The 19884-nt window shown below is 72.5% G+C and carries 18 protein-coding genes; 12 read left to right on the forward strand and 6 right to left on the reverse strand.

The genetic code is table 11. The features are described from left to right. Positions 1–81: 81 nt before the first annotated feature. From moaA to P2P98_RS07995, 5 genes are all read left to right on the forward strand, one after another. Positions 82–1293: a GTP 3',8-cyclase MoaA gene (gene moaA / locus P2P98_RS07975; RefSeq protein WP_275798835.1), complete on the forward strand. Its 1212-nt coding sequence runs from the start codon at positions 82–84 to the stop codon at positions 1291–1293. Further along, on the forward strand, positions 1290–2060 hold the full coding sequence (locus tag P2P98_RS07980) for a HesA/MoeB/ThiF family protein (RefSeq protein ID WP_275798838.1): 771 nt from the start codon (positions 1290–1292) through the stop codon (positions 2058–2060). The genes moaA and P2P98_RS07980 overlap by 4 nt, the downstream gene beginning before the upstream one ends. Positions 2061–2199: 139 nt before the next feature. Next, entirely contained in the window at positions 2200–3423 is a 1224-nt protein-coding gene (gene glp / locus P2P98_RS07985; RefSeq protein WP_275798840.1) for a gephyrin-like molybdotransferase Glp, read from the forward strand. Then, the gene (moaC, locus tag P2P98_RS07990; protein WP_275798843.1) at positions 3420–3929 is read left to right on the forward strand and encodes a cyclic pyranopterin monophosphate synthase MoaC; all 510 of its coding nucleotides are present in this window, start codon (positions 3420–3422) and stop codon (positions 3927–3929) included. The genes glp and moaC overlap by 4 nt, the downstream gene beginning before the upstream one ends. Continuing rightward, positions 3926–4162: a MoaD/ThiS family protein gene (locus P2P98_RS07995; RefSeq protein WP_275798846.1), complete on the forward strand. Its 237-nt coding sequence runs from the start codon at positions 3926–3928 to the stop codon at positions 4160–4162. The genes moaC and P2P98_RS07995 overlap by 4 nt, the downstream gene beginning before the upstream one ends. Positions 4163–4382: 220 nt before the next feature. Here P2P98_RS07995 and P2P98_RS08000 read toward each other — a convergent pair whose 3' ends face one another. From P2P98_RS08000 to P2P98_RS08010, 3 genes are read right to left on the reverse strand one after another with little or no spacing between them, the layout of a single operon-like run. Then, entirely contained in the window at positions 4383–4811 is a 429-nt protein-coding gene (locus tag P2P98_RS08000; protein WP_275798848.1) for a molybdenum cofactor biosynthesis protein MoaE, read from the reverse strand. After that, positions 4808–5290: a MogA/MoaB family molybdenum cofactor biosynthesis protein gene (locus P2P98_RS08005; protein WP_275798851.1), complete on the reverse strand. Its 483-nt coding sequence runs from the start codon at positions 5288–5290 to the stop codon at positions 4808–4810. Before P2P98_RS08005 ends, P2P98_RS08000 begins: the two co-directional genes overlap by 4 nt. A gap of 9 nt (positions 5291–5299) precedes the next feature. After that, positions 5300–6922 (reverse strand): SDR family oxidoreductase, encoded by a 1623-nt coding sequence (locus tag P2P98_RS08010; RefSeq protein WP_275798854.1) that lies wholly within the window; start codon positions 6920–6922, stop codon positions 5300–5302. A gap of 63 nt (positions 6923–6985) precedes the next feature. Between P2P98_RS08010 and P2P98_RS08015 the strand changes: the two genes are divergently transcribed. The 5 genes from P2P98_RS08015 (at position 6986) to P2P98_RS08035 (ending at position 13068) form a co-directional block, all read left to right on the forward strand. Beyond that, a complete protein-coding gene (locus P2P98_RS08015; protein ID WP_275798857.1) occupies positions 6986–7618 on the forward strand; it encodes a response regulator in 633 nt (210 codons plus the stop codon). Next, positions 7615–9282 carry a hypothetical protein gene (locus P2P98_RS08020; RefSeq protein WP_275798859.1) on the forward strand — a complete coding sequence of 556 codons (1668 nt, stop codon included), beginning with the start codon at positions 7615–7617 and terminating at the stop codon, positions 9280–9282. The genes P2P98_RS08015 and P2P98_RS08020 overlap by 4 nt, the downstream gene beginning before the upstream one ends. Positions 9283–9293: 11 nt before the next feature. Next, positions 9294–9971: a GAP family protein gene (locus P2P98_RS08025; RefSeq protein ID WP_275798862.1), complete on the forward strand. Its 678-nt coding sequence runs from the start codon at positions 9294–9296 to the stop codon at positions 9969–9971. Between the two features lie 8 nt (positions 9972–9979). Continuing rightward, positions 9980–11521, forward strand: coding sequence for a carboxylesterase/lipase family protein (locus tag P2P98_RS08030; RefSeq protein ID WP_275798864.1), 1542 nt, complete (start codon positions 9980–9982; stop codon positions 11519–11521). A gap of 74 nt (positions 11522–11595) precedes the next feature. Beyond that, positions 11596–13068 carry an MFS transporter gene (locus P2P98_RS08035; protein ID WP_275798867.1) on the forward strand — a complete coding sequence of 491 codons (1473 nt, stop codon included), beginning with the start codon at positions 11596–11598 and terminating at the stop codon, positions 13066–13068. A 75-nt stretch (positions 13069–13143) separates the two neighbouring features. Here P2P98_RS08035 and P2P98_RS08040 read toward each other — a convergent pair whose 3' ends face one another. The 3 genes from P2P98_RS08040 to P2P98_RS08050 all read right to left on the reverse strand — a co-directional run bounded on the left by P2P98_RS08040 (position 13144) and on the right by P2P98_RS08050 (position 17303). After that, positions 13144–15135 carry a helicase HerA-like domain-containing protein gene (locus P2P98_RS08040; RefSeq protein WP_275798870.1) on the reverse strand — a complete coding sequence of 664 codons (1992 nt, stop codon included), beginning with the start codon at positions 15133–15135 and terminating at the stop codon, positions 13144–13146. Positions 15136–15145: 10 nt separating this feature from the next. Beyond that, on the reverse strand, positions 15146–15850 hold the full coding sequence (locus tag P2P98_RS08045) for a phosphatase PAP2 family protein (RefSeq protein ID WP_275798872.1): 705 nt from the start codon (positions 15848–15850) through the stop codon (positions 15146–15148). Positions 15851–15965: 115 nt separating this feature from the next. Next, a complete protein-coding gene (locus tag P2P98_RS08050) occupies positions 15966–17303 on the reverse strand; it encodes a multidrug effflux MFS transporter (protein WP_193751306.1) in 1338 nt (445 codons plus the stop codon). Between the two features lie 229 nt (positions 17304–17532). Here P2P98_RS08050 and P2P98_RS08055 point away from each other — a divergent pair, with 229 nt between their 5' ends. Both P2P98_RS08055 and P2P98_RS08060 read left to right on the forward strand, forming a co-directional pair. Next, positions 17533–18240, forward strand: coding sequence for a DUF3105 domain-containing protein (locus tag P2P98_RS08055; RefSeq protein WP_275798874.1), 708 nt, complete (start codon positions 17533–17535; stop codon positions 18238–18240). Position 18241: 1 nt separating this feature from the next. After that, positions 18242–18913, forward strand: coding sequence for a DUF305 domain-containing protein (locus P2P98_RS08060; protein ID WP_275798877.1), 672 nt, complete (start codon positions 18242–18244; stop codon positions 18911–18913). The last annotated feature ends 971 nt before the right edge of the window (positions 18914–19884 follow it).

Here is a 19884-nt window from a genome sequence, read left to right on the forward strand (position 1 = left end):
CGCCGCGACAGCCATCCCGCCGCCCACTCCGGATCCCCTGCTCACGCCCCCGCCTCCTCTCCGCTGACCTAGGCTCGACCCATGGATGCCGAGCACGCGAGCGCGACGCGTGGTCCGGTCGTCGTCCCCCTCGGCGCGACCGTGACCGCGAACGGCGCGACGAGCAGACTCGGCGCGGTCCGCACGACGGGCGGAACCGGCCCCGCGTCCGCGGAGCACGAGCGCTCCCCCGCTACGGCCCCGCCCGCGTCCGTGGCCGGTGCTCCGCAGAGCGGCGGTCTCCTCGACCGCTTCGGCCGGGTCGCCACCGACCTGCGCGTCTCGGTGATCGACAAGTGCAACCTCCGCTGCACGTACTGCATGCCGGCCGACGGGATGCCGTGGCTCCCGCAGTCGCAGCTGATGAGCGCCGACGAGATCCGGCGCATCGTCCGCGTCGCGGTGCACTCCCTGGGCGCGGAAGAACTGCGGATCACCGGCGGCGAGCCCCTCGTGCGCAAGGATCTCGAGCACATCATCGCCGGCATCCGCGCCGACAATCCCGATCTGCCGATCTCGCTGACGACGAACGCGGTCGGCCTCGACCGCCGCGCCCAGCCCCTGAGGGACGCGGGCCTCAACCGCGTGAACGTCTCGCTCGACACCCTCCACCCCGAGACGTTCGCCGAGCTCACGCGCCGCCCGCACCTCGACAAGGTGCTCGCAGGTCTTCAGGCCGCGCGCGCCGCGGGCCTCGGCCCCATCAAGATCAACGCTGTGCTCCTCCGGGGCATCAACGACACCGAGGTCGTCCCCCTGGTCGACTGGGCGGTCTCGAACGGCTTCGAGATGCGCTTCATCGAGGACATGCCCCTCGACGGCGACCGGTCGTGGAGCGCGACCAACGTCATCCCGGCCCGCGACATCCGCGCCGCGATCGAGGGGGCCTTCACCCTCACCGCCGACCCCCGGGGCCGGGGCGCCGCGCCCGCCGAGCGCTGGGAGGTGCGCCGCCTCGGCGAGACCGCCCTCGCCGGGCACGTCGGCATCATCTCGTCGGTCACCGAACCGTTCTGCGCGGCCTGCTCACGCACGCGCGTCACCGCCGACGGCCGCATCCGGTCGTGCCTGTTCTCGCACGAAGAGACCGACCTGCTCACGGCGCTCCGTGACGGCGCCGACGACGAGGGTCTCGCGCAGATCTGGCGGGATGCCATGTGGCTCAAGCCCCGCGCCCACGGCTCCGATCGCGTAGGGCTCGCGCGTGCCGACTTCGTCCAGCCCGAGCGCACGATGAGCGCGATCGGCGGATGAGACCGCTCGTCGAGCCGGTGGCATCCCTCGCCCCCGAAGAACTCATCCGCACGGCTCGTCACGCCGTGCTCGCCGGTATCGGTGAGGAGGGGCAGCGGCGGATCGCGGCCGCGCGCATCGCGGTGATCGGAGCCGGCGGCCTCGGGTCTCCGGTGCTGCTCGCCCTCGCGGCGGCGGGCGTCGGCGAGCTCGTGGTCATCGACGACGACACGGTCGAACGCACCAACCTGCAGCGTCAGCTCGCTCACCGCGTCGACGACATCGGCACCGCCAAGACGGCATCCGCCGCCCGCGCCGTTCGCGATCTCTCGCCCCTCACCGTCGTCCATGAGCGCACGGTACGCCTGACCTCCGACAATGCCCGCGAACTGCTCGACGGCGCCCACCTCGTCATCGACGGCAGCGACACCTTCGACACGCGCGAAGCGGTCGCCGCCGCGGCCGAGGCCCTCGGCATCCCTCTCGTCTGGGGAGCCGTCCAGGAGTGGGCCGCCCAGGTGACCGTCTTCTGGTCGGCCCCGCCCGAGGGACACGCACCGGTCGTGCTCGGCGACCTCTTTCCGCCCGGATCGGCGGGCGAACCGCCGACGTGCGCGCAGGTCGGCGTGCTCGGCTCCCTGTGCGTGCAGGTCGGCGGTCTGCTCGCGACCGAGGCCGTCAAGCTCGTCACCGGCGCCGGCGAACCGTTGCTCGGGCGCGTGGTCGTCATCGACGCGCTGCGCGCCCGCCACGACGTCATCCCCCTGAGCCCCGCGAGGCGACCGTGACAACCCACGCTGAGGTGCACGAAATGCACGCGGTGGCACACTCGCGCCGGACAAACAGCGCACCTCAGCGCTATCCGGGGACGGGAAGACATGCACGACAGGCGGCGGCACACGCCGCCCCGACTCGAAAGGCCCGAGCGTGACCGAACTCCTCACCGTCGAAGAGCACCGCTCCCGGGTGCTCGCCGCCGCCTCGCTTCTCCCCGCCGAGACCGTGTCGCTGTCCGAGGCCTCCGGCCGCACCCTCGCCGAGCCCGTGCTCGCGGCGCACGACCTCCCCGGCTTCGACAACTCCTCGATGGACGGCTTCGCGGTCCGCTTCGCCGACGTCGAGGGGGCGGATGCCGAGCACCCGGTGTCCCTGCGAGTGATCGCCGACCTGCCGGCCGGCACCGCCGACGACCCCTCCCTCGCGCCGGGCCAGGCGGCGCGCATCATGACGGGCGCCGCTGTTCCCGCCGACGCCGACGCGATCGTCCCGTTCGAAGACACCGCCGGGGGCCTCGCCGACTCGCTCGACACGATCGAGGTCCTCCGCGCCCCCGCCGCCGCGGGCGCCTTCATCCGTCGGCGCGGCGGCGACACCCGCGCCGGCGACGTCGTCCTCTCGGCGGGAGAACACCTCGGCCCCTTTGCTCTCGCGGCAGCCGCCGCGGCCGGGGTCGCCGAGGTCGCCGTCCGCCGCCGCCCCCGTGTCGCTGTCGTCTCCACCGGAAGCGAGCTCGTCGCCCCGGGCGACACGCCCACGCGCGGGCAGACCCCCGACTCGAACGCGACACTGCTCGCCGCGCTCGTCGCGGCCGCCGACGCCGACATCGAGCTCGTCGACCGAGTCGGCGACGATCCGGCGGGAATCGAGACCGTCCTCGCGCGCGTCTCGCGCGCCGATGTGGTGGTCTTCACCGGCGGCGTGAGCGCGGGGGCCTATGAGCCCGTGCGCCTCGCCCTGTCCGACCGCATCGCCTTCGAGAAGGTGGCGATGCAGCCCGGCAAGCCCCAGGCCTTCGGCGCTCTCGCCGACGGGCGTCTCGTCTTCGGCCTCCCCGGCAACCCCGTGAGCGTCGCGGTGTCGTTCGAGGTGTTCGTGCGGCCCGCCCTCCTGGCCCTGCAGGGACGCGCGGTGCTCGATCGGCGCATCGCCCGGCTCACGGCATCCGAGGCCTGGACGACACCGCCCGGACGCCGCCAGTACCTCCCGGCCGCGGTCGATCTCGTCGCGGGAACCGTCCGACCGGCCACGGCCGGCGGGTCGGGCTCGCACCTCGCCGCTTCTCTCGCGCGAGCCGAAGCGTTCGCGATCGTGCCCGCCGAGGTGTCCGCCGTGTCGGTGGGCGACGCGCTCGATGTCATGCTGATTCCATGACCTTCACGCACCTGGATGCCGCGGGCCACGCCCGCATGGTCGATGTCACCCTCAAGCAGCCCACGGTCCGCACCGCGACCGCCCGCGGCTTCGTGCGCTGCGCGCCCGAGGTGGTCGCGGCGCTGCGCGACGGCACCGCCCCGAAGGGCGACGTGCTGGCCGTGGCGCGCATCTCCGGCATCCAGGCAGCGAAGTCGACGCCGGCGCTCCTCCCCCTCGCGCACGTGATCGGCGTGCACCGTGCGTCGGTCGATCTCGAGATCACCGACGACGGCGTTGAGATCGAGGCCACCGTCGGCACCGCCGACCGCACCGGCGTCGAGATGGAAGCCCTGACCAGCGTCTCGGTCGCCGCCCTCGCGATCGTCGACATGGTGAAGGGCATGGACAAGAGCACGTTCATCGAGAACGTCCGCATCGTGTCGAAGACCGGCGGGAAGTCGGGCGACTGGGTGCGGCCGGGCGAGCCCGCCGGCTCCGCCCCCGACGAGGGAGCCGGCGCGTGAGCGTCCGCGTCCGGTACTTCGCCGCCGCCGCGGAGGCCGCGGGAACGGATGCCGAAGACCGCACCGAGTCCTCCCTGTCGGCGCTGCGCACGGCGGTCGTCGCCGACCACCCCGCCCTCGTCGGCATCCTGAACCGCTGCGCCGTGCTCGTCGACGGCACGCGTCACGACGACGACGCGCCCCTGGACGGCGTCACGCACGTCGATGTGCTCCCGCCGTTCGCGGGCGGCTGATCGGGGCGCTCCGCGTCGTTCGCTCCCCATAAACGCTGTTCGCGCAGAGAAACACGCTCTGCACGCGTTTATGTGCGCGGATAGCGTTTATCCCGGCTGCGCGCCGCGATCGCCCGCCCGCCGCGCGCGCCACTCCCCGCCGCGCGCGCCACTCCCCCGCCAGCTGCGCGCCGCGCGCGCCCCACTTCCCGCCCGCCGCGCACGCCGTCGCGCGACCGGTCTAGCCGCCCAGGCCCTTCCACGCCGTCGTGCCGTCGGCCTCGACCTGACGCTTCCACACCGGGAGGTCGGTCTTGATCGTCTCGATCACGGTGCGGCACACCTCGAACGCCTCGGCACGGTGACCGGATGCCACGGCGATGATGACGGCGGCCTCCCCCACCTCCAACCGGCCCACGCGGTGACTCACCGCGACGATGGCGTCGGTGCCCGCGGCGGCCTCCTGCGCGATGCGGTGGAGAGCGGCGGGCGCGTCGGGGTGCGAGCTGTACTCCAGCGCGACGACGGCGTCATCGGCATCCGGATCCGTGTTCCGCACGCGACCGACGAAGGTCGTGACGGCGCCCGACGCGTCGTCCTCGACGGCGCGCAGGTGCGCGTCGAGGTCGAGCGGCTCCTCGGACAGACGGGCGATGCGGACGACACTCATGCGTGGTCTCCTCCGGCGAGTTGGTCGAGCACGTGGGGGGCGATCTCGACGATCACCGAGATTCCGGATGCCACGGCCCTCGTCGACCCAGGAAGGTTCACCACGAGGGTGCCGGGGTCGGCGATCCCTGCGAGGCCGCGCGAGATCACCGCGAGCGGGGTGTCGGAGAGTCCCCGTCGGCGGAGCTCTTCGGCGATGCCAGGGAGTTCGCGATCGAGGACCCGCGCCGTGCCCTCGGGCGTGCGGTCGGTGGGCGCGATGCCGGTGCCGCCGGTCGTGACGACGAGCCCGCGGCCCGCGGCGATCGCCGCGCGCAGGGCCGCTTCGACGCTGTCCGCGCCATCGGGGACGACGACCGGGTCGCCGCAGTCGAAGCCGGCGTCCCGCAGGAGCGAGACGGCGAGCGGACCGCCCCGATCCTCGCGGAGTCCGGCGGCGGAGCGGTCGGACACGGTGATGACCCGGGCGGTGTGCGGCACGGATCCAGCCTAGGCGCGGGAGTCGGTCGCGGCAGCGATCGTCTCGACCTCGGGAACCTCGGGCGCGATGCGCCCCGCTTTGGCTTTGGGAGCGAGGTCTTCGCGCTGCACGTGTACGGCGGCGGCGGTGATGCGCCGCGCCATGCCGCTGAAGATGAGTCCGTGGAAGGGCAGCACCGAGAGCCAGTAGAGGCGGCCGGCCAGCCCGGTCGGGAAGAACAGCGCGCGCTGGTCGAACCGCGCGCCGTCGCCCTCCGGCGTCGCCCGCAGCTCGAGCCACGCACCGCCCGGCACCTTCATCTCGGCCCGCAGGCGCAGCAGATGACCGGGCTCGATGGCTTCGACGCGCCAGAAGTCCAGCGCATCGCCGACGGTGACCACCGAGCGGCTGCGACGACCGCGCGCGAGGCCGACACCCCCCACCAGCCTGTCCATCCATCCGCGGATCGCCCACAGCAGCGGCGAGGAGTACCAGCCGTTCTCCCCGCCGATGCCCTCGATGACCGACCACAGCTGCGCGGGGCTCGCGCTCGTGCGCATCGTCCGCTCGTCTGTGTACACCAGCCGTCCGGCCCAGTCCGGGTCACTCGGCAGCGGATCGCTCGGGGCGCCGGAGACCTCGGCATCCTGCCAGCTCGTCTCGATCGCGTCGTCGTTCACGCGCCCGAGGGCCCGCCGGACGGCCTCGCGATACGGCAGCAGGCCTCCCTCGGGGCGGGGCACGAGATCGTCGATCGCGCGGTCTTTCACGACGCAGTCGTTCTGGAGCGACTCCACGAGCGGACGCGCGATCGACTTGGGGATCGGCGTGACGAGGTTGACCCAGTGCGAGGCGAGCCGGGGCGTCAGCACCGGCAGCGACGCGATGGCGCGCTGGTGGAGTCCGGCCTCGAGGGCGTACCCGTTCATCATCTGGCCGTAGCGCAGCACGTCGGGACCGCCGATGTCGACCGCGCGGTTGACGTTCGGCGCGACCCGTGCCGCTCCGAGCAGGTAGTGCAGCACGTCGCGCACGGCGATGGGCTGGATGCGATTGCGCACCCACTTCGGCGCGGGCATGTACGGGAGAACGTCCGTGAGATGACGCACCATCTCGAAGGACGCAGAGCCCGACCCGATCACGACCCCGGCCTGCAGGACCAGCGTCGGCACGCCGCTGGCGAGCAGGATCTCCCCCACCTCGACGCGCGAGCGCAGGTGCGCCGACAGCGGGGCGTCGTCGGGGTGGAGCCCGCCGAGGTACACGATGCGCGAGACGGATGCCGCGGCCGCGGCGTCGGCGACGGTGCGCGCCGCGCGGCGATCGGTATCCTCGAAATTCCGGCCGCCGCCCATGGAGTGGATCAGGTAGTACAGCACGTCGACCGCGTCGACCGCGCGGGCCACCGCGGCGGCATCCGTCGCATCGCCCTCGATCGTCTCGACGTCGTGCCCCCACGGGAAGGCCTCCACTCGCCGCGCGTCGCGGGCGAGCACCCGCACGCGATATCCCGCGGAGAGCAGCCGCGGCACGAGCCGTCCGCCGAGGTAGCCCGTGGCGCCGAGCACGAGAGCCCGCGGCGCCGACCCGTCGGGGCGGGGTTGCGCGACGAGCGCGGGTTCACGGCCGGTGGGGGCGGACAGCTCGCTCATGCCCGACACGGTACGCCGCGGCCTCGCCCACGACGGGGGCTTGACGGCGCTAGGGTGAGGCGCGTGGTGACCGCGTGGGTGCGACGCGTGCTCGTCGTGGAGGATCAGCCGGCGATGCGTGCGCTGCTGTGCGACATGCTGGTCCACCGCGGATTCGAGGCCACCGGAGCCGCGGACGCCGCCGAGGCGACGCGCTTGTTCGCCGACAGCGACCCCGACGTCCTGCTCACCGACATCGACCTGGGCTCGCGCCCGTCCGGCGTCGAGCTGGCCACGATGCTCACCGGTCTGGCCCCGCACCTGGCCGTGGTGTTCCTCAGCAGCTTCCCCGGGGCCGTCGCCGGGCACCGCGGCCCCGCCGGGGCCGTGTTCGTCTCGAAGCTCGACGTGACCTCGGCCGAAGTGGTGGCGGATGCCGTCGAGGCGGCACTGCGCCGAGCCACACCGCCCGCGCCGACGCCGGTGCGCGCCTCCGCTCTGGCCGGTCTCACCCGGCGTCAGATCGAGGTGCTCGCGCTCGTCGCGCGCGGCTGGTCGAACGAGCAGATCGCGCGCGAGCGCGGCACCACGACGCGGGCGGTGGAGCGCGCGATGAGCCGTATCTTCGCGCGCCTCGATCTGCGCGCGGCGGGCGGAACGAACCCCCGCGTGCGTGCCAGCGCTCTCTATCTCGCCGAGTTCGGCCCCGTCGCGTGATCACGCTGTGGCCCGCCGTGCGTCGCGCGGTGACCGGGGGCCACTTCGTCACCGCGTGGACGTTCGCGGCGGTGCTCGTCGTCTCGGTGACGCTGCTCGCGCCGCTCCCGGTCGGGCTCTCCGTGCTCCAGCGCGCGCTCGTCGGTGCCGCCGGCGCGGCCGGGATCTCGGTGGTCTGGGCGGGGGTCGCCCTGATCGAACGCGCCGCCTCCGACCCCCGAGTACGCGCGGCGGTGATCGTGTCGGCGCTGGTGCTCATCGCGGCCGCGCGGCCGCCGCTGCAGGACGCCCTCTCGCGGCTCGGCGGCCTACCGGTTCCCCCGCCCACCGACGCGCCCCTGCGGACCCTCACGAATCTCGTCGTCTGGACGATTTCGCTGATCGGAGCGGCCACGCTCGTGGACGCGGCGCGGTCGATCCGCGAAACCAACGCGCTGCTCGCGCAGGTCCTCGCCCAGTGGGAAGGCAGTGCCGCGCGGGTGCGCGACTACGCCGCCGCCGCGCGGGCCGACATCCTCGCCGCCGCCGACCTCCTGAACACCGCCCGGTTCGAGACCACGGCCGACGTGCGTGCTCTCGCCGTCGATGTCCGCGCGCACGCCCACCGGCTCGACGAGCGCGCCGCCGCTCCGCCCGCGCCGGGTGATCCGCTCGACGCACAGGCTCCGCGCGCCCCCCGCCGGCGGGCGTCACCGCTGCGCCTTCCCCCGCCGGGACTCGCGGCGGGCGTCTACGCGCTGGCCGTCCTCCCCTACGCGCTGCGGAGCGTCGCGCCGATCGACCTGGTCGTCGGTTTCTGCGTCGCCCTCCTCGCCGGCGGCGCGGCCGATCTCGCGGCCCGACTCCCCTCGCTGCGGCGCCGACCCCGGGCCCGCGGTGCGCTCTTCGTCGCGACCACCCTGCTCGCGGGCCTGACGCTGGCAGCAGTCGCCGTCGGCCAGGGCGTGCCGCTCGCCGCAGCCGCCCTAGCCGTTCTGGCCTATCCCGCCCTGGCGTTCGCCCTCGCCGCGGGCCGCAGCACGGCTCACGCGCTGCGCGTCGAGCGTCGGCGCCTGTCCGGTGCCGTGGCCGCGCGCGGGCGCGCCGACGACCTCGGCACCCGCCGCGTCCGCGCTGCCCTGCGCCGCGCGGCCGGCCTCCTGCACGCCGACGCCCAGGGGGCGGCGGTGCAGTTCGCCCTCCGGCATCCCGACGCCGCCCCCGCTGACGTCGCCGTCCTCGCCGCCGATCTGCATATGCTCAGCGAGCAGCTCCGCACCGTTCTCGATCGCCCCACCGCCCCCGCCGCGGCGGACTCGCTCGGCCCGGTGCTCCAGACCTGGGGAGCCGCGATGCCGGTCTCCGCCGACGTCTCCGACGCGGCGAGCGCCGCGCTGCGCACCGACTCGGCCCTCGCGCGCGAACGCACCGCGCGCGTCGAGCTGCGCGTGGCCGCAACCGCCGGCGGCCCCCGCCTGCGGGTGCGGATCGTCTCGCCGGGCGCACCGAGCCCGCACGCGCGGCTGCGCCCCGGATCGCACGCCGAGCGCCTGGGGGCGCGACTCACGGCGGAGGGGGCGGATGCCGTGCTCGAGGCGGTCTTCGCAGTCGACGACGCGGCCGCAGCGGCGGGTTCTGTCGTGTGCGCCGAACATTCCGACGGGACGCCGGAACGCCGCGCGTAGCGTCGGCGTCGATGTCCGAGCTCTCCTCCCTCCTGCCCCTCGCCGTCGGCATGGCGATCTCGCCGCTGCCGATCGTCGCCGTCGTCGCGATCCTGCTCTCGGCGCGCGGCCGCACCGCCGCCCCCGCCTACACCGGCGCGTTCGTGCTGGTCACGCTCGCCGTCATCGGCGTCGGCGCCGCGACATCGGCGGGGGCCTCGGTCGCCTCGCACGGCGAGGGCGGGAAGATCGTCGTGCTCGTGCTGACGGCCCTGCTCACGGTCGGTTTCACCGTGTTCGCCGTGGTCAGCTGGCGCGGCCGCCCGAAGCCCGGCACGGCTCCCGTGGCCCCGGGCTGGCCGGCGGCGGTGGATGCCATCACTCCCGCGCGCGCCGCCGGGCTCGGCGTGCTGATGGCCGCCACCAACAGCAAGAACCTCCCCCTCGAGCTGAAGGGCGGCGCGCTGCTGGGCGCCGCGCACCTCCCCGTCGCCGTGACCGTCCTGCTGTGCGTCGCGCTCGCCGTCGCCGGATCCCTCGCGCTGGTGCTGCCCACGCTGCTCGGCGCGACGGGCCTACCCGCCGTCGTCTCCGCGTTGCGCCGTCTGAAGGACGAGATGATCGCGCACAATGCCGTCATCATGACGGTGCTCTTCGCGATCCTCGCCGCGACCGAAGCCGCCCACCTGATCCACCAGCTCACCGCGTGAGGACGCCCATGGACACCTCTCCCCTCATCACCGCCCCCGCCGGAACCTTCCGTGGCCTCCTCGACCGCGGGGTCCGGTCGTGGCGCGGCATCCGCTTCGCCGTCGCGCCCACGGGCGAGCGACGCTGGCGCGAACCCCTGGCGGCCCCGGATGCCGACGGAGAGGTGGATGCCACAGCCTTCGGGCCCGTGTGCCCTCAGCCCACGAACCCCGCCATGCCGCTCGGAGAGGGCACCGTCCAGAACGAGGACTGCCTGTCGCTGAACGTCTGGGCTCCCGGCGACGACGCGGCCCCGCGTCCGGTCATGGTGTGGCTGCACGGTGGCGCGTACACCTTCGGGTCGTCGCGCCAGCCGATGTACGACGCCACAACGATGGTCGACACCGGCGACGTGATCGTGGTCACGGTCAACTACCGCCTCGGCGCGCTCGGGTTCCTCGACCTCTCGGGCGCGGTGCCGGGGGCCGGTTTCGACGGGAACCTCGCCCTCAAGGACGTGCTGCTCGCCCTGCAGTGGGTGCAGCGCAACATCTCGGCGTTCGGCGGCGACCCCGCGCGGGTGACCGTGTTCGGCGAGTCCGCGGGCGGTGGACTGGTCACGACGCTGCTGGCGACGCCGTCGGCGCGCGGGCTGTTCTCCCGGGCGATCGCCGAATCGTCGCCGGTCTCCAGCGTCTACGGTCGCGAGCGTGCGACCCGGGTCGCGGAGCAGTTCCTCGACGCGCTGGGCGTCGATGCCGCCGATCCGGCTGCATTGCGCGACGCTCCCGTCGACGCGGTCGTCGCCGCAGGATGGACGGTGTACTCGGCGGTTCCCGTGACCGATCCGGGCACGCTCGCGTTCGCCCCCGTCGTCGACGGCGACCTCCTGCCCGAGGCGCCGATCACGGTGCTGCGCGAGGGCCGCGGCATCCCCGTGCCCCTGATCATCGGCACGAACAAGGACGAGGCCTCGCTGTTCTCGTACATGAAGTCTCCGCTGATCCCCATCACGGGCGACCGCATCGACAAGATGTTCGCCGACATGGCGGAACAGAACCCCGGCGTCGAACTGCCCAGCCGCGAGCAGGTCCTCGCCGCCTACGAGCACGTGCGCCATCGCGCGGTGGGGCTCGGGGTCGCCCGCGACATCGGATTCCGCCTGCCGACGCTGTGGGCTGCGGAGGGACACGCTGCCGCGGCCCCGGTGTGGCTCTACCGCTTCGATCACGCCTCGCCGTTCCTGCGCCTGATCGGCCTGGGCGCCACGCACGCGGCGGAGCTGCCCTACGTGTGGGGCAACCTCGTCAGCGGCCCGAAGGACCCGACGTTCCGATTGGGCGGCAAGCGGGTCGCGGAGCTGATCTCGGCCCGCATGCAGGCGCGCTGGATCGCCTTCGCCCGGGGAGACGAACCCGCGGCGCCGGACGCGCCCGTGTGGCCGGCCTTCACGACCGCGGGCGCCGACGCGCGCGCGACGCTCGTGATCGACCGCCACGACCAGGTCGTCGCCGATCTCGACGGCGATCTCCGCCGCGCGTGGGGCGACGAGGTGCTGACCTTCCGCTAGCACCCGGATAGCACTGAGTCGGCACGAGGCGCCTCGGCTGGCATCCGGGCACCGATCGGGGTAACGCTAGAAGGATGAACGAGAATCCCCCCTCGGCATCCCCCACTCCCCGGCTCGACGTCGACGACGTCATCGTCGTCGACAAGAAACGCGTCCGCACCGCCATCGGCGGCACCGTTGTCGGCAACTTCATGGAGTGGTTCGACTTCGGCATCTACGGCTATCTGGCGGTCACGCTGTCGGTGGTCTTCACTTCCGACCTCCCCGACCCGTGGGGCCTCCTGGTCACGCTCCTGGGCTTCGCGATCTCTTTCCTCGTGCGACCGTTCGGCGGCTTCGTCCTCGGCCCGCTCGGCGACCGCATCGGTCGGCAGAAGGTGCTCTTCCTCACGATGGCGATGATGGCCGCGGCCACCGCCCTGATCGGCCTGCTCCCGACCTCCGCGGCGATCGGCCTGTGGGCGATCGTGCCGCTCTACGTGCTCAAGATGGTGCAGGGCTTCTCGACCGGCGGCGAGTACGCCGGTGCGACGACCTACGTCTCGGAGTTCTCGCCCGACCGCACCCGCGGGTTCTGGTCGTCGTTCCTCGACGTGGGGTCGTACATCGGTTTCGCCGCCGGAGCGTCGGCGGTGGCGATCGTCACGGCGATCACGACCTCGATCTCGGGTCCCGACGCCATGGTCGAGTACGGCTGGCGCATCCCGTTCCTGCTCGCGATCCCCCTCGGAATCGTCGCGATCTGGTTCCGCCTGCGCATCCCCGAGACCCCGTCCTTCGAGCAGACGAGCGCGGTCAACGAGCGCGACGCCGACGATCCGCTGGCTCGCCAGGGTCTCGGCGGGATCGTTCGGCACCACTGGCGTGCGCTGCTGATCGGCATCGCGCTGGTGGCCGCCACGAACACGGCGGGCTATGCGTTGACGAGCTACATGCCCGTCTACCTCGAAGAGGAGGTCGGGGTGTCGAACCTCACGGCCGCCGTCGCGACGGTTCCCGTTCTCGTGGTGATGTCCGCGGCCCTCCCCTTCATCGGACGCCTGAGCGACCGCATCGGACGCAAGCCCGTGTACGCGATCGCCGCGGGCTCGGCGCTCGTCCTGCTCGTGCCGGCGTTCCTCATCATGCAGATCGGCGAGATGTGGGCCGTGATGGTCGCCCTGTGCATGGCGGCCGTCCCGGTGGCGTTCTACGTCGCGATCTCGGCATCCGCCCTTCCGGCGCTCTTCCCGACGGCCTCGCGTTTCGGGGCCATGGCGGTGGCCTACAACGTCGCCGTCTCGCTCTTCGGCGGCACGACACCGCTCATCAGCCAGGCCCTCATCGCCGCGACCGGCAACACCCTCATGCCGGCGTTCTACATCATGCTCTTCGCGGCGCTGGGCCTCGTCGCCCTCCTCGCGATGCGCGAGACGGCGAAGCGCCCGCTCCTGGGGTCGGTTCCCACGGTCGAGACGCCGGCCGAGGCCGCTGCTCTCGTGGAGCGGCAGGATTCCGATCCCCTCATCGACACCTCGACGATGCCGCTCTCCGTGCGTCGGTCGTGACGCGAAGGATCGCGGATGCCGGACCCCTGGCATCCACGATCCTCCCGCCGTGCGTCCCGAGGCGCGCGCCGTCTCTCAGCGCCGCCGGCTCGTACCGAAGAGACCGCGGATCACATCGGTCACGATGCTCTTCGTCGCCCCTCGCCCCAGCACGTCGTCGAGCGGTGAGGTGGGCGCACTCGAGCGCCGACGTGGCGCCGCCGTGCTCTTGAGGATCCGCTCGTACTCGCGCTGCGCCTTCTTCTGCGCCTCGGCGTTCGCCCTGTCGATCGCGGCTTTCTGCTTCGCGTACTCGGCGGCGTCGGCGGCGTCCTTCTTCGCCTTCTCCGCTGCGGCGCGGGCGTCGGCAGCGGCCTGCATCCGAGCCCCGAGGATCTCGCGGGCCGACTCCGGATCGATCAGGGTGCCGTAGGTGGCGAAGAGGGGGGATGCCGTGACCGCGGCCGCCATGGTCTCGGCGGGGATGGGCGACATCGAGGCGCGCGGGGCGAACAGACGGGTCCACGCGACCGGGGTCGGCGCACCGCGCTCGCTCATCACCGTGATGACGGCCTCGCCGGTACCGAGTTCCTGCAGGACGCGCTCGAGGTCGTAGCCCGAGTCAGGGTAGGTCCGCACCGACGCCCGGAGGGCCTTCACGTCGTCGGGGGTGAACGCGCGCAACGCGTGCTGCACGCGAGAGCCGAGCTGCGCCAGCACGTCGGCGGGTACGTCCTTGGGGGTCTGCGTGACGAAGAACACGCCGACGCCCTTGGACCGGATGAGTCTCACCGTCTGGGTGATCGCCGCGAGGAACGCCTTCGAGGCGTCGCGGAACAGCAGGTGCGCCTCGTCGAAGAAGAACACGAGCTTCGGCTTGTCGAGGTCGCCGACCTCGGGGAGCACCTCGTACAGCTCGGCGAGCAGATACATCAGGAACGTCGAGTACAGCTCGGGTCGCGACGCGACGTTCGGCACCTCGAGCAGGCTCACGATCCCGGCCCCGTCGGGTGCGGTCCGCAGGAAGACCGAGACGTCGAGCTCGGGCTCGCCGAAGAACGTGTCGGCTCCCGCCGCGGCGAAAGCGACGAGCTCGCGCAGGATCACCCCGGCCGTCGCGGCGGACAGACCGCCGATGCCCTTGAGCTCGTCTTTCCCCTCGTCGCTGGTGAGGAAGGTGAGCACCGCGCGAAGGTCGGGCAGGTCGACGAGCGCCAGACCCTTCTCGTCGGCGTAGTGGAACACGAGTCCGAGGCTCGACTCCTGCGTCGCGTTGAGGCCGAGCACGCGGCTGAGCAGCAGCGGCCCGAAACCCGACACCGACGCCCGCACGGGAATCCCCGAGGCGGCGTCGTCGCCCAGCGCGAAGAACTCGGTGGGGTACGACCGCGGCGACCAGTCCTGCCCGAGGGCCGCGGTGCGCGCGGTGAGCTTGTCGCTGGGAGCACCCGGAGCGGCGATCCCCGACAGGTCGCCCTTGATGTCGGCGGCGAACACCGGCACACCGTGGGCCGAGAGCTGCTCGGCGAGCAGCTGCAGCGTACGCGTCTTGCCCGTTCCCGTGGCGCCCGCGACGAGTCCGTGGCGGTTGGTCATCGCGAGCGGGATCCGGACGGGGACGGATGCCACCGGCCCGCCGTTGACGAGCACGCCGAGGTCGAGAGCAGCGGCGTCCGAGGCGTACCCGGCGGCGATCGCGGCGACCTGGGCGTCGGTGAGGGGGGCCGGGGCCTGGGGTGCGGGGGCCTGCGGCGTAGGGGACTCCGGGGCGGGCGCTTCGGCGGCGGGAGCTTGCGTCGTAGGGGCCGGCGCGGTCGGAGTCTCCGGGGCACGGGCTCCCGGGGCCGGTGCGTCCGCGACCTGACCGCCGACCACCGGCGGCCCGTCCGTTCCCTCCGCTGAAGGGGAAGTCCCACCTCCCCCGCTCGCCGCCGCGCGCGCCCGCGCCGCAGCGGCTTCCGCCTCGGCGAGATCGGCCCGCGCCCGCGCCAGGCGCAGCTCCGCCTCCGCGGCCTCGGCCGCCGCGCGCAGGCGGGCGACCTCGGGATCGTCGGACGGACCGGTGGACGACGCTCCGTTGTCGCTCATGGCGGCCAGCCTACGGCGCGCCCGAGATCGTGGCATCCTGTCGTCGCGAGGTCCGTCGGACGGCGAGCCGGTCGTCGTCGCGAAGACGCAGGTGAGCGAACAGCGCAGCGAGGATGAGCGCCATACCCGCGCCCACGAGGGCACCGCCGAGAGTGTCCGAGAGCCAGTGCGCGTGCAGGTAGGTGCGGCTGAAGGCCATCGCGATGACCCACGCGACCCCCGCAATCCGCACCCACAGGGCGGGGAAGATCACGACGGCGACCACGGCCACGGTGGCCGCGTTGGCCGTGTGGCCCGAGGGGAAGGACCCGTGATCGGACAGCACGAGGATGTCCTCCGGTCGCGCGCGGCCGAACGTGTGTTTGAGAAGCTGCACGATCAGGGCGCTGCCCACGGAGGCCGCGAGGAAGTACAGCGCTCCCCAGCGTCGTCCCGCGAGGAACAGCGCCAGTGCCCCGCCCAGCGGAACGACGAACACCGCCACCCAGTGCCCGCCGACGGCATCCATCGCGAGCGCGAACGCCAGCAGCGGCGGTGACGGTGCGGCGACGAACAGGTGGTTCCACCACACGTCGATCGCGAACGGCGTCGGCCCGCGGAAGAAGACCCAGGCACCGAGTCCGCACGCCAGCGCCACAAGCGTCAGCCCGAAGATCCCCCGGATGCGCTCGGAACGGAGGACGGGGGCGGACACGTCGGCGGATTCGGCATCCATTGGTTCATGATGCCGTCTCTCGGATCGCCGCGGGGCCGGACGCGCGCTCTGCTAGTGTTCTGGGCCCGTTCTCGCGGCGCACCTCGCCTTGGTCAGGGCGCCTTCGCCCCCACTCTCAGGGCGCGAGGCGCTCGACCGTGCGGGGACGCACGAGCAGCCAGAGCGCGAGCACGCCGATGACCGCACAGCCCACCATGACGGATGCCATGGTCGTGGCGGTGATCCCCGCGCCGGCGGACAGCAGCCCGACGACCGGCGAGATGATGCCCGCGACACCGAAGTTCGCCGCACCGATGATCGACTGCGCCGTGCCCGCCGCCTTGCCGTGTCGATCGAGGGCGAGCACCTGCGCGCACGGGAACGTGAAGCCGCACGCCGTCATGAAGAAGAACAGCGGGATGACGGTGCCCCACAGCCCGAGGCCCAACTGGTCGGTGAGCACGATTGTCCCACCCGCGAGCACGAGCACGATCGTCGACACCGCGAGCACCCACTGCGGGCCGAAGCGCGCAGCCAGGCGCGAGGCGATCTGCACACCGACCACGACGCCGACCGAGTTCACCGCGAACAGCACGCCGTACTGCTGGGCGTTGAAGCCATAGGTGACCTGGAACAGGAACGAGGATGCCGAGAGGTACGAGAACAGCCCACTGAAGGCCATCGCGCCGATGATGAGCACGCCGATGAAGACGCGGTCACGGAACACGCTCGCGTAGCGCTGCCAGACCGTCGTGGTGCCGGGGCCGCTGCGGCGCGCGGGCGGCAGGGTCTCGGGGACGAACAACACCGCCGAGACGAGCATGATCGCTCCGTACACGGCGAGCACCACGAAGATGCCCCGCCAGTTCATGACCAGCAGCAGCGCCGACCCGGCGAGGGGTGCGAGCACAGGGGCGACACCCGAGACCATCGCCATGCGCGACAGCATGACCACGAGGCGGCGTCCGCCGAAGAGATCGCGGATGATCGCCGCGGCCACGACGCCTCCCGCGGCGGCTCCGGCTCCCATCAGCACCCGCGCGACCGACAGGGTCTCAAGCGTGGGGGCGAGCGCCGCGAAGACGCTCGCCGCGACGTGCAGCGCCGTGACCGACAGCAGCGGCAGACGTCGACCGACCTTGTCGCTCAGGGGTCCGACGATCAGCTGGCCGAGCGCGAAGCCGATCATCGTTCCGGTGAGGGTGAGCTGGATCGCGGCGGCGCTGGTCTGGAAATCGGCCTCCAGCACGGGGAACGCCGGGAGGTAGAGGTCGATCGTGAACGGGCCGAGCGCCGTCAACGCGCCGAGCACGATGATGTACAGCACGCGGCGGGAGGCGGAGATCGCATCGCCCGGGTGCAGCACGATCGGCGCCGTGGCGGGGTTCTTGCCGAGGGTGCGGATGGCACCGGTCGGTGAGCGGTCGGGCGCGGAGGTCGGGGGGACGACGGGGAGAGAAGCAGTATCGAGCACGCGTCAATTCGTTTCGCAACACAGACGGCCCGAACGAGTCGGGCCGAAAAAAAATGGGGGATCATCGAACCTCGAATCGATTCGACATCGTCATACTATCGCGCGGTCCGTGCATCCCACCATCCCGGTATGCGGGTTCCTCCCAGGCCGACGCCGTATTCATCCGCATAGGCTGGACGGATCGGCCCGAGCCGACGTGTCCCGCCCCGAAAAGAGACGAACACCGCACATGACGCCTCCCCCCGAAAAACGCAGCAGCGGAAACCCGGCGAAGCAGTCCCAGATCGACCTCACGGTCAAGCAGCAGCGCGAGCAGAAGCGACAGGCGAAGCTCGCCGAGTACCAGAAAGAACTCGCCCGTCGTAAGCGCGGCAAGCTCGTCTGGTGGGTCGTCGGATCGACGGCTGCCCTCGCCGTCGTCGGTGTCGTCGTGGCCTCGTTCATCTTCGCCCCCGCGCCCCCGACGAGCTACCAGGCGGGCAACAGCACGGGCCGTGTGATCGAGGGCGTGCAGACCTTCGAGAACCGTTCCGACCACGTGCAGGGTGCCGTCACCTACGAGCAGAACCCTCCCGCGGGCGGCCCGCACAATCCGTACTGGCTGAACTGCGCGGTGTACACCGAGCCGGTGCCCAATGAGAACGCGGTCCACTCGATGGAACACGGGGCGATCTGGATCACGTACAACCCCGATCAGGTCGACGCGGCGGGCATCGATGCGCTCAAGGCCGTCATGCCGTCGAGCTACGCGATCCTCTCGCCGTACCCCGGCCTCGACACCCCCGTCGCGGTGAGCGGCTGGAACCACCAGCTCAAGGTCGACTCCCCCACCGACCCGCGCATCGGCGAGTTCTTCACCGAGTACTGGCGGAGCCAGAACGTGCCCGAGCCCAATGCCGCGTGCTCGGGTGCGATCGACGGGCCGGGCAAGGCCTGACATGACCGACGACGCCCCGGTCGCACGCCCCGCGGTCCGGTGGATCGTGGTCGCGGTCGTGACCGTCGCCATCGTGGCCGTGGCCTTCGCGATCGGACGCTTCACGGCGTTCGGCGCGACGGCCGCGCCCACGTATCCCTCCACGACGTCCGCCGACGCCGGCTTCGCGCGCGACATGCAGGTGCACCACACCCAGGCGGTGCAGATGGCGATGGAGATCTACCGCAAGACGGACGACGACGAACTGCGCACGCTCTCGTACGACATCGCCACGGCTCAGTCGGGCCAGCGCGGTGAGATGTACGGCTGGCTGGTGCAGTGGGGGCTCCCGCAATCGTCCCCGCAGCCGCTGATGACGTGGATGCAGGCATCCGGCGCACACAGCCACGGCGACACCTCCGCGTACACGCAGGACGAGCTCCTCGCGCAGATGGGGATGGCGACGGATGCCGAGCTCGACCAGCTCCAGACCCTCGAGGGCCAGCCCGCCGACTGCCTGTTCCTCTCCCTGATGATCCGCCACCACCAGGGCGCGATCCCCATGGCACAGGCCGTGATCGAGTTGGGCGACCAACCGCGCGTGGCCGAGGTCGCGCAGGCGATCATCACCGGCCAGTCGGCCGAGATCGACGCGATGCGCGACATCCAGTCCCGCCTCGCCTGCACCGCCTGACCCGCGCCCGCGCGCCGCGCCCGCGGGCGGGCCGCACTGGGTCGGGTCGGGCCGGGCCGGGCCGGGTCGGGCCGGGCCGGGTCACGCTGGGCCGGGTCGCGCTGGGCCGGGTCGCGCTGGGCCGGGTCGGGCTGGGCCGGGTCGCGCTGGGCCGGGTCGGGTCGGGCGGGCACTGGGCCGGGCCGGGCGGGGGCCGGGCCGGGCGAGACGGCACCGCTCCAAGCCGCTCCGCGCCGGGCGGGGTGGGCGCCGGGCCGGGCTGGCATCGATAAACGCGATCCACTCACAGAAACGCGAGCACATCGTGTTTATGCGCGCGAATCGCGTTTATGCGGGGGGGGTCGCACCCGCGCCGCCCCTTCGACGCCCCACTCACGGCATCCGGCATCCGACATCCGGCATCCGGCATCCGGCATCCGGCATCCGGCATCCGGCATCCGGCATCCGGCATCCGAGGTGAGCGGGCTCCCCGACGGCCACACATGAACGCCATCCACTCACAGAAACGCGAGCACACCGCGTTTCCGCGCGCGAATCGCGTTTATGCGCGAGCGCAACCCCGCCCCACCACCCGACGCACCGCATCCGCGAGGCAGCCCGAAGCTCGCGAGGCACCCAACGGCCACACATAAACGCCATCCACTCACAGAAACGCGAGCACACCGCGTTTCCGCGCGCGAATCCCGTTTATGCGCCAGCGGAACCCCCGCCCCACCACCCGACGCACCGCAACCGCGAAGCAGCCCAAAGCTCGTGAGGCACCCAACGGCCACGCATAAACGCCATCCACTCACAGAAACGCGAGCACACCGCGTTTCCGCGCGCGAATCGCGTTTATGCGCGAGCGCAACCCCCGCCCCGCCACCGCGCGCCCGCACGCGTACCGCGCACCCGCCACCGCGCGCCCGACAAACCCCCGTGTGCGCGCCCGACACAGGAAGGGGCGTGGCATCCCCCAAAACGGATGCCAC

The organism is Microbacterium sp. Kw_RZR3 (assembly GCF_029222405.1).
Taxonomy (GTDB): Bacteria; Actinomycetota; Actinomycetes; order Actinomycetales; family Microbacteriaceae; genus Microbacterium.

Bases quoted from the DNA above. Each gene is read 5' to 3' on its own strand.
- P2P98_RS08030 (WP_275798864.1), top strand. From the start codon at position 9,980: ATGGACACCTCTCCCCTCATCACCGCCCCCGCCGGAACCTTCCGTGGC.
- P2P98_RS08035 (WP_275798867.1), top strand. From the start codon at position 11,596: ATGAACGAGAATCCCCCCTCGGCATCCCCCACTCCCCGGCTCGACGTC.
- P2P98_RS08040 (WP_275798870.1), bottom strand. From the start codon at position 15,135: ATGAGCGACAACGGAGCGTCGTCCACCGGTCCGTCCGACGATCCCGAG.
- moaA (WP_275798835.1), top strand. From the start codon at position 82: ATGGATGCCGAGCACGCGAGCGCGACGCGTGGTCCGGTCGTCGTCCCC.
- moaC (WP_275798843.1), top strand. From the start codon at position 3,420: ATGACCTTCACGCACCTGGATGCCGCGGGCCACGCCCGCATGGTCGAT.
- P2P98_RS08010 (WP_275798854.1), bottom strand. From the start codon at position 6,922: ATGAGCGAGCTGTCCGCCCCCACCGGCCGTGAACCCGCGCTCGTCGCG.
- P2P98_RS08055 (WP_275798874.1), top strand. From the start codon at position 17,533: ATGACGCCTCCCCCCGAAAAACGCAGCAGCGGAAACCCGGCGAAGCAG.
- P2P98_RS07980 (WP_275798838.1), top strand. From the start codon at position 1,290: ATGAGACCGCTCGTCGAGCCGGTGGCATCCCTCGCCCCCGAAGAACTC.
- P2P98_RS08060 (WP_275798877.1), top strand. From the start codon at position 18,242: ATGACCGACGACGCCCCGGTCGCACGCCCCGCGGTCCGGTGGATCGTG.
- P2P98_RS08045 (WP_275798872.1), bottom strand. From the start codon at position 15,850: ATGGATGCCGAATCCGCCGACGTGTCCGCCCCCGTCCTCCGTTCCGAG.
- P2P98_RS08000 (WP_275798848.1), bottom strand. From the start codon at position 4,811: ATGAGTGTCGTCCGCATCGCCCGTCTGTCCGAGGAGCCGCTCGACCTC.
- P2P98_RS08025 (WP_275798862.1), top strand. From the start codon at position 9,294: ATGTCCGAGCTCTCCTCCCTCCTGCCCCTCGCCGTCGGCATGGCGATC.